General features: G+C 65.8%; 5 protein-coding genes and 1 pseudogene. 5 read left to right on the top strand and 1 reads right to left on the bottom strand.

Going from position 1 to position 6,396, the window contains the following annotated elements:
- Positions 1-122: pseudogene (locus ACRCSW_RS17740) on the bottom strand (16S rRNA (uracil(1498)-N(3))-methyltransferase); the annotation flags it as partial.
- A gap of 12 nt (positions 123-134) precedes the next feature.
- Between ACRCSW_RS17740 and ubiA the strand changes: the two are divergent.
- From ubiA to yghU, 5 genes are all read left to right on the top strand, one after another.
- Entirely contained in the window at positions 135-1,124 is a 990-nt protein-coding gene (ubiA, locus tag ACRCSW_RS17745; protein ID WP_438706975.1) for a 4-hydroxybenzoate octaprenyltransferase, read from the top strand.
- 69 nt (positions 1,125-1,193) lie between these two features.
- The gene (locus ACRCSW_RS17750) at positions 1,194-3,251 is read left to right on the top strand and encodes an OmpA family protein (protein ID WP_438706976.1); all 2,058 of its coding nucleotides are present in this window, start codon (positions 1,194-1,196) and stop codon (positions 3,249-3,251) included.
- Positions 3,248-3,577, top strand: a complete 330-nt coding sequence (locus ACRCSW_RS17755; RefSeq protein ID WP_438706977.1) for a hypothetical protein — start codon at positions 3,248-3,250, stop codon at positions 3,575-3,577. The genes ACRCSW_RS17750 and ACRCSW_RS17755 overlap by 4 nt, the downstream gene beginning before the upstream one ends.
- Positions 3,578-3,754: 177 nt before the next feature.
- Positions 3,755-5,233 (top strand): NAD-dependent succinate-semialdehyde dehydrogenase, encoded by a 1,479-nt coding sequence (locus tag ACRCSW_RS17760; RefSeq protein WP_438706978.1) that lies wholly within the window; start codon positions 3,755-3,757, stop codon positions 5,231-5,233.
- Between the two features lie 183 nt (positions 5,234-5,416).
- Positions 5,417-6,259 carry a glutathione-dependent disulfide-bond oxidoreductase gene (gene yghU, locus ACRCSW_RS17765; RefSeq protein WP_438706979.1) on the top strand — a complete coding sequence of 281 codons (843 nt, stop codon included), beginning with the start codon at positions 5,417-5,419 and terminating at the stop codon, positions 6,257-6,259.
- Positions 6,260-6,396: the final 137 nt, after the last annotated feature.

Genomic DNA, 6,396 nt, shown 5'->3' on the forward strand with positions numbered 1-6,396 from the left:
GGCGCCCCGACCGCAAGCCGCATCACGCCGACCAGGTAATGCGCCTGATCGACCGAAAGCCGCACCGCTTGCCCCGGACCAAGCGGCTGATCTACATAGAGTCTGATCTTCGCATCCGACATGAGCGTGAACCTATGTCCCAAGCGCCGCAAATGCCAGAGGCCGACGGGCAGGCTTCCGCCCCCGCGGACCAGGTGGCCGATGCGCCGCGGGGCAACTGGGTCGACCGTTTCGCCCCCGGCCCCTCCCGGCCTTATCTAAGGCTCGCCCGTGCCGACCGACCGATCGGGACCTGGCTTCTTTTCATCCCCTGCCTCTGGGCCCTGGCGCTCGCCGGTGGGGCTGGCGGCTTCCGGCAATGGGACGTCTGGCTCGCCCTTTCCTGTGGCATCGGCGCCTTCCTCATGCGCGGGGCAGGCTGCACCTGGAACGACATCACCGACCGGGATATCGATGCCAAAGTCGCCAGAACCCGCAGCCGCCCACTGCCCGCAGGCCAGGTCACGGTGCGTGGGGCACTGGTCTGGATGGCGGCCCAGGCGCTTCTCGCGGCGCTGATCCTTTTCACCTACAACTGGCTGGCCATCGGCCTTGGCGTGGCCTCTCTTGCGCTGGTGGCGATCTACCCCTTCGCGAAGCGATTCACCTGGTGGCCGCAGGTCTTCCTTGGCCTCGCGTTCAACTGGGGCGCGCTTCTCGCCTGGGCCGCGCATGCGGGCACGGTTCCGCCGGCTGCGGTAGCGCTTTACCTTGCGGGCATCGCCTGGACGCTTTTCTACGACACGATCTACGCCCATCAGGACCGCGAGGATGACGCGCTGATCGGCGTGAAGTCGACCGCCCGCCTTTTCGGTGCGCAAAGCCGGAACTGGCTCTGGACCTTTTTCGCGCTGACACTCACCTTCTTCGGTGCCGCCGTTGTCCTTGCCCATGCCGATCAGGCGCGGCCCCTTGCCTTCGTGGTGGCGCTTGGCGGGGTCTGGGCCATGGGCTGGCACTTTGGCTGGCAGATGCGGCGGCTTGACCTTGACGACCCTGCCTCATGCCTTGCGGTCTTCCGCTCGAACCGCGATGCGGGCCTGATCCCCGTGCCGTTTCTTGCCATCGCCGCATGGCTTGGTTGAACCCGGACGGCCAAACCCCTAGGAAGCAGGGGGCGCATCGCCCCAAGTGAGTCTTCCGGAACCGTCCCATTGCCGACCCGCATCCGCCAGCTTTCCTCAACTACCCTCGCACTCCTGGCCTTCATACTGGCGGCCATGGTGATGTTTTCAGTCGCCTATGGCGCAACTCTGGTCATCGAGTCCCGCACGCAGCATGTCGTTGAAGCGCGTCTGGCCAGGGAACGCATCGACTGGGTCACCGTGGCTACCGACGGTCTGCGGGTGCAGCTGACGGGCACTGCCCCGAACGAAGCCGCCCGCTTCCGTGCGGTCAACATCGTCGGCTCGCTGATCGACGCTTCCCGCATCCGCGACGCGCTGGACGTGACCCCCGCCTCGGCCATCGAAGCACCGAAGTTCTCGGTCCAGATGCTGCGCACCGAAGACGAGGTCCAGCTAAGCGGCCTGATCCCCGAGAAACCAGGCGAAGGCGGCATGAGCGAGGAACAGCTTTCCGCCGCCGCCGAGGCCCTGGCACCGGGCAACGGCCTGCCAGACACCCTTGAGACGGCCGATTATCCCGCACCCCCGAACTGGGATGCGGCCCTCGCCTTCGGGCTTGAGGCGCTGCGCCGGCTGGAACTCTCGAAAATCTCGGTCAGCGCGGACATGGTCGAGGTAATCGCGATTTCCGACAGCGAGGCCGAAAAGCGCAAGCTTGAAGGCGAGGTGCGTGCGCTTGTGCCCGCCGGGGTCCGCCTGGTCATGGACATCTCGGCCCCCCGCCCCGTGATAACCCCCTTCACGCTGCGCTTCGTGGTCGACGCCGAGGGCGCGCGGTTCGACAGCTGCTCCGCCGACACCGAACGCGCCCGGACCCAGATTCTGGCGGCGGCGGCGGCAGCGGGGGTCGTCAGCACACCTGTCTGCACGATCGGCCTTGGCACGCCGACCCCGCGGTGGTCCGAAGCCGTCGTCCTGGCCATCGGCGCGGTGAAAGAGCTTGGCTCGGCATCGATCACCTTCTCTGATGCCGATGTCTCGCTGCTGGCCGGCAGCGACGTCGCGCAGGCCGCCTTCGACAAGGTGGTGGGCGAGCTTGAAACCGGGCTCCCCGACGCGTTCTCGCTGACCTCGATCCTCGAGAAGAAAGAAAGCACTGCCGAAGGTCCGGCCGAGTTTACCGCCACCGTCAAAGAGGACGGCAAGGTCGAACTGCGCGGCCGCCTGACCGACGAGATGCAGCGAAGCGCCGTGGATGCCTTCGCCCGCGCGGCCTTCCCCGGTGCCGAGGTCCTGACCGCCACGCGGGTGGACGAGGCCCTGCCCGACGGCTGGCCGGTCCGGGTGTTCGCGGGCCTGAAAGCGCTGGCCGAGGTCGAGCATGGCTCGCTTCTCGTCCGCGCCGACCTGGTCGAGGTGACGGGCGTCACCGGCTCGACCGCGGCGCGGGGCAAGATCACGCAGATCCTCTCGGGCGAGCTTGGCCAGGGCCAGACCTTCAAGGTGAATGTCCGCTACGACGAGGCGCTGGACCCGATCGCCTCGCTGCCGACGCCCGAGGAATGTGCCGCCGACCTGAACGCCGTGATCGCGCGGACGAAGATCACCTTCACACCGGCGTCGGCTGAAATTGCAAACGAGGCCCGGCCGGTGATCGACCAGCTTGCAAACATCCTGACCGCCTGCCCGGCGATGCAGATGGAGATCGGCGGCCATACCGACAGCCAGGGCTCGGAAGGCGGCAACCAGTCCTTAAGCCAGGCCCGGGCCGAGGCCGTTCTGGTGGCGCTGCAGGGCCGCCGGGTCGATATCTCGGGCATGACTGCCGTCGGCTATGGCGAGGCCACGCCCATCGCAGACAACGAGACGGAAGAGGGCCGCGAGGCGAACCGCCGGATCGAATTCGTGCTGACCAGCCCCCCGCCCGCGCCCCTGGGTGGCGCCGCGGGCGCCGAGGGGCGGCTGGAAGGGCCAGGCGGGGCCGATCCCGCTGCTTCACCGCCGGACGAAAACGCAAGTGCCGCCGCGGCCGGTGCCGCAAACCCCGACTTCTCGGGCGACACAAGCCCTTCGGTCGCGCCTACCGAAAAGACCATCCCGCCGCTACCGCGCCCCGAAGGCCTTGAGGCCGAGGACAATCAATGAACCGTACCGAATTCGTTATCGCCACCGCGATCATCCTTCTGGTTTCCTTCGCGATGGGGTGGTTCACGCACTGGCTTCTGCACCGCTTCACCCGGGTCGCCGGCGGTGACATGGCCGAGATGGACCGGCTCGCTCAGTCCCTGCATGAGGCCGAAGAGCTCCGCGACCAGGCGCTTGCCTATCTCGAGCAGCGCGAGTCGGAGCTGACGAACCACATTAGCCAGACCGAGGCCGAGCTCAAGGCCGCGATGGAGGGCCTGCGCGACGCCCGCCACGAGGCCGAAGAGATGCGCGCCTACATCGAGCGGATGCACGCCAACGGTTGATGTCGGGACCAAATTCCTTCGAAGGAATTTGCAAATCTTTTCGAAAAGATTTGGCCCGGCCCCACCGATGGCGCCAGTCCTTCGATGATTTGATCAAACCATGGCCCGATCCTGCGCCGCGAACTGGACAAGCCTCTCCCGAAGTGGCACGCCATTAGGTAACCAATGGAGGCCCCCATGCTCGATTCCGTCACCGATCTCGCGTCGCTTCTGAAGGACCCCTCGCTGCTGGTGACCAAGTCCTATGTCGCCGGTGCGTGGGTGGACGCGGATGATGGCTCTACCTTCCCCGTCACCAACCCGGCCCGCGGTGACGTGATCTGCCATCTGCCGAACCTCAGCCGGGCTGAAACCGCCCGCGCGATCACTGCTGCGCACAAGGCCCACCGCGAATGGGCCGCCCGCACTGCCAAGGAACGCGCCCAGGTCTTGCGCAAGTGGTTTGACCTCTGCATGGCGAACCAGGACGACCTTGCCACCATCCTGACCGCCGAAATGGGCAAGCCCCTGGCCGAGGCGAAGGGCGAGATCGCCTATGGCGCGTCCTACATCGAGTTCTACGGCGAAGAGGCCAAGCGCACCTATGGCGACATCATCCCCGGCCACCAGCGCGACAAACGGATCCATGTGCTGAAGCAGCCCATTGGCGTCGCCGCCTCGATCACGCCCTGGAACTTCCCGAACGCGATGATCGCCCGCAAGGTCGCTCCCGCCTTGGCTGCCGGTTGCGGCTTCGTTGCCCGTCCCGCAGCCGAGACTCCCCTTTCGGCGCTGGCACTGGCCGCATTGGCCGAACGGGCGGGCGTTCCGGCGGGGCTCTTCTCGGTCATCACCTCGAAACGCTCTTCCGACATCGGCAAGGAGTTCTGCGAGAACCCGCTGATCCGCAAGCTCACCTTCACCGGGTCAACCGAAGTGGGCCGCATCCTTCTGAAGCAGGCCGCCGACCAGATCCTGAAATGCTCGATGGAGCTTGGCGGCAACGCGCCCTTCATCGTCTTCGACGACGCCGACCTCGACGCCGCCGTCGAAGGCGCGATGATTTCCAAGTTCCGCAACAACGGCCAGACCTGCGTGTGTGCCAACCGCATCTATGTGCAGGCCGGGGTCTACGATGCCTTTGCCGAAAAACTCTCTGCCGCCGTTGCCAAGCTTTCCATCGGTGACGGGCTGAAAGCGGGCGTCACCACTGGCCCCCTGATCAACGAAGCCGCGGTCGAGAAGGTCGAAGAGCACATCGCCGATGTCCTGGCGGGCGGCGGCAAAGTCGTGACCGGTGGCCACCGGCATGCGCTTGGCGGCACTTTCTTCGAGCCGACCGTCGTCACGGGCGTGACATCCAACATGAAGGTCACGCAGGAAGAGACCTTCGGCCCCCTCGCACCCCTCTTCAAGTTCGAGACGGAAGCCGAAGTGATCGAGCTTGCGAACGCCACGATCTTCGGCCTCGCGAGCTATTTCTACGCCCGCGACATCGGCCGCATCACCCGTGTCCAGGAAGCGCTGGAATACGGCATGGTCGGCGTCAACACCGGCCTCATCTCGAACGAGATGGCGCCCTTTGGCGGGGTCAAGCAGTCGGGCCTGGGGCGCGAGGGCTCACGCCACGGGCTCGACGACTATATGGAGCTGAAATACGTCTGCCTGTCGATCTGACCTGGCAGTCGGAGCGCTTCTGCAAGGGGCGGCCGGTCGGTCGCCTCTGTGCATTTTTGCAGCCCTCTCCCGCGCTGTGGCCCTACTGGCGGCCATAACGGCGATGCACTAGCTTTCCTGCAACTCTCACCGCTGCCCTCTCGCGCCGCTGGCCGGAAGGACGGCTGCAGGAAGGGCAAGTGCATGGCAAACGACTATATCCCGCCGAAAGTCTGGACCTGGGAGCAGCCCTCGGGCGGCACCTTCGCCTCAATCAACCGCCCCGTTGCCGGGCCGACGCATGACAAAGAGCTGCCTGTAGGCCAGCACCCGCTGCAGCTTTACTCGCTGGCGACGCCGAACGGGATCAAGGTCACGATCCTTCTGGAAGAGCTTCTGGAGGCCGGCCACCCCGCCGATTACGACGCCTGGCACATCGACATCGGCAAGGGCGACCAGTTCGGTTCGGGCTTCGTCGAGATCAACCCGAACTCCAAGATCCCGGCCCTGATGGACCACGGCGCCAGCCCCAAGCAGCGCGTCTTCGAGTCCGCCTCGATCATGCTCTACCTCGCCGAGAAGTTCGGCGGGGCCTTCATCCCGAAGGATCCGGCGGCCCGGACCGAGATGTTCTCGTGGCTCTTCTGGCAGATGGGCAGCGCGCCTTTCGTCGGTGGCGGCTTCGGGCATTTCTACGCCTATGCCCCGATCAAGATCGAATACGCGATCAACCGCTATGCGATGGAGACCAAGCGCCAGCTTGACGTCCTCGACCGTCATCTGGCGGACAAGGAGTGGATGGCGGGTGGCGAATACACCCTGGCCGATATGGCGATCTACGCCTGGTACGGCAGTGTCGCCCTTGGCCGGGCCTACAACGCCGCCGAGTTCCTTGACGTCGACAGCTATAAGAACGTGATGGCCTGGGCCAAACGCATCGACGCCCGCCCTGCCGTGATCCGCGGCCGCAAGGTCAACCGCACCTGGGGCGAGCCGCATGAGCAGCTGAAGGAACGCCACTCCGCGGCCGACTTCGACACACTATAGGGTCGGGATCAGCCCCGCCCCCGTCGCGCATTGCCATGACAGGACGCCCGGAGCCATGCAAGCTCTGGGCGTCTCTCATTCGCGAAAGGGCCATTCCATGCAATCGATCACCAAGCTTCCCTCCACCGAAGGCATCG

Source organism: Tabrizicola sp., from assembly GCF_051645465.1.
Lineage (GTDB): Bacteria > Pseudomonadota > Alphaproteobacteria > Rhodobacterales > Rhodobacteraceae > Tabrizicola.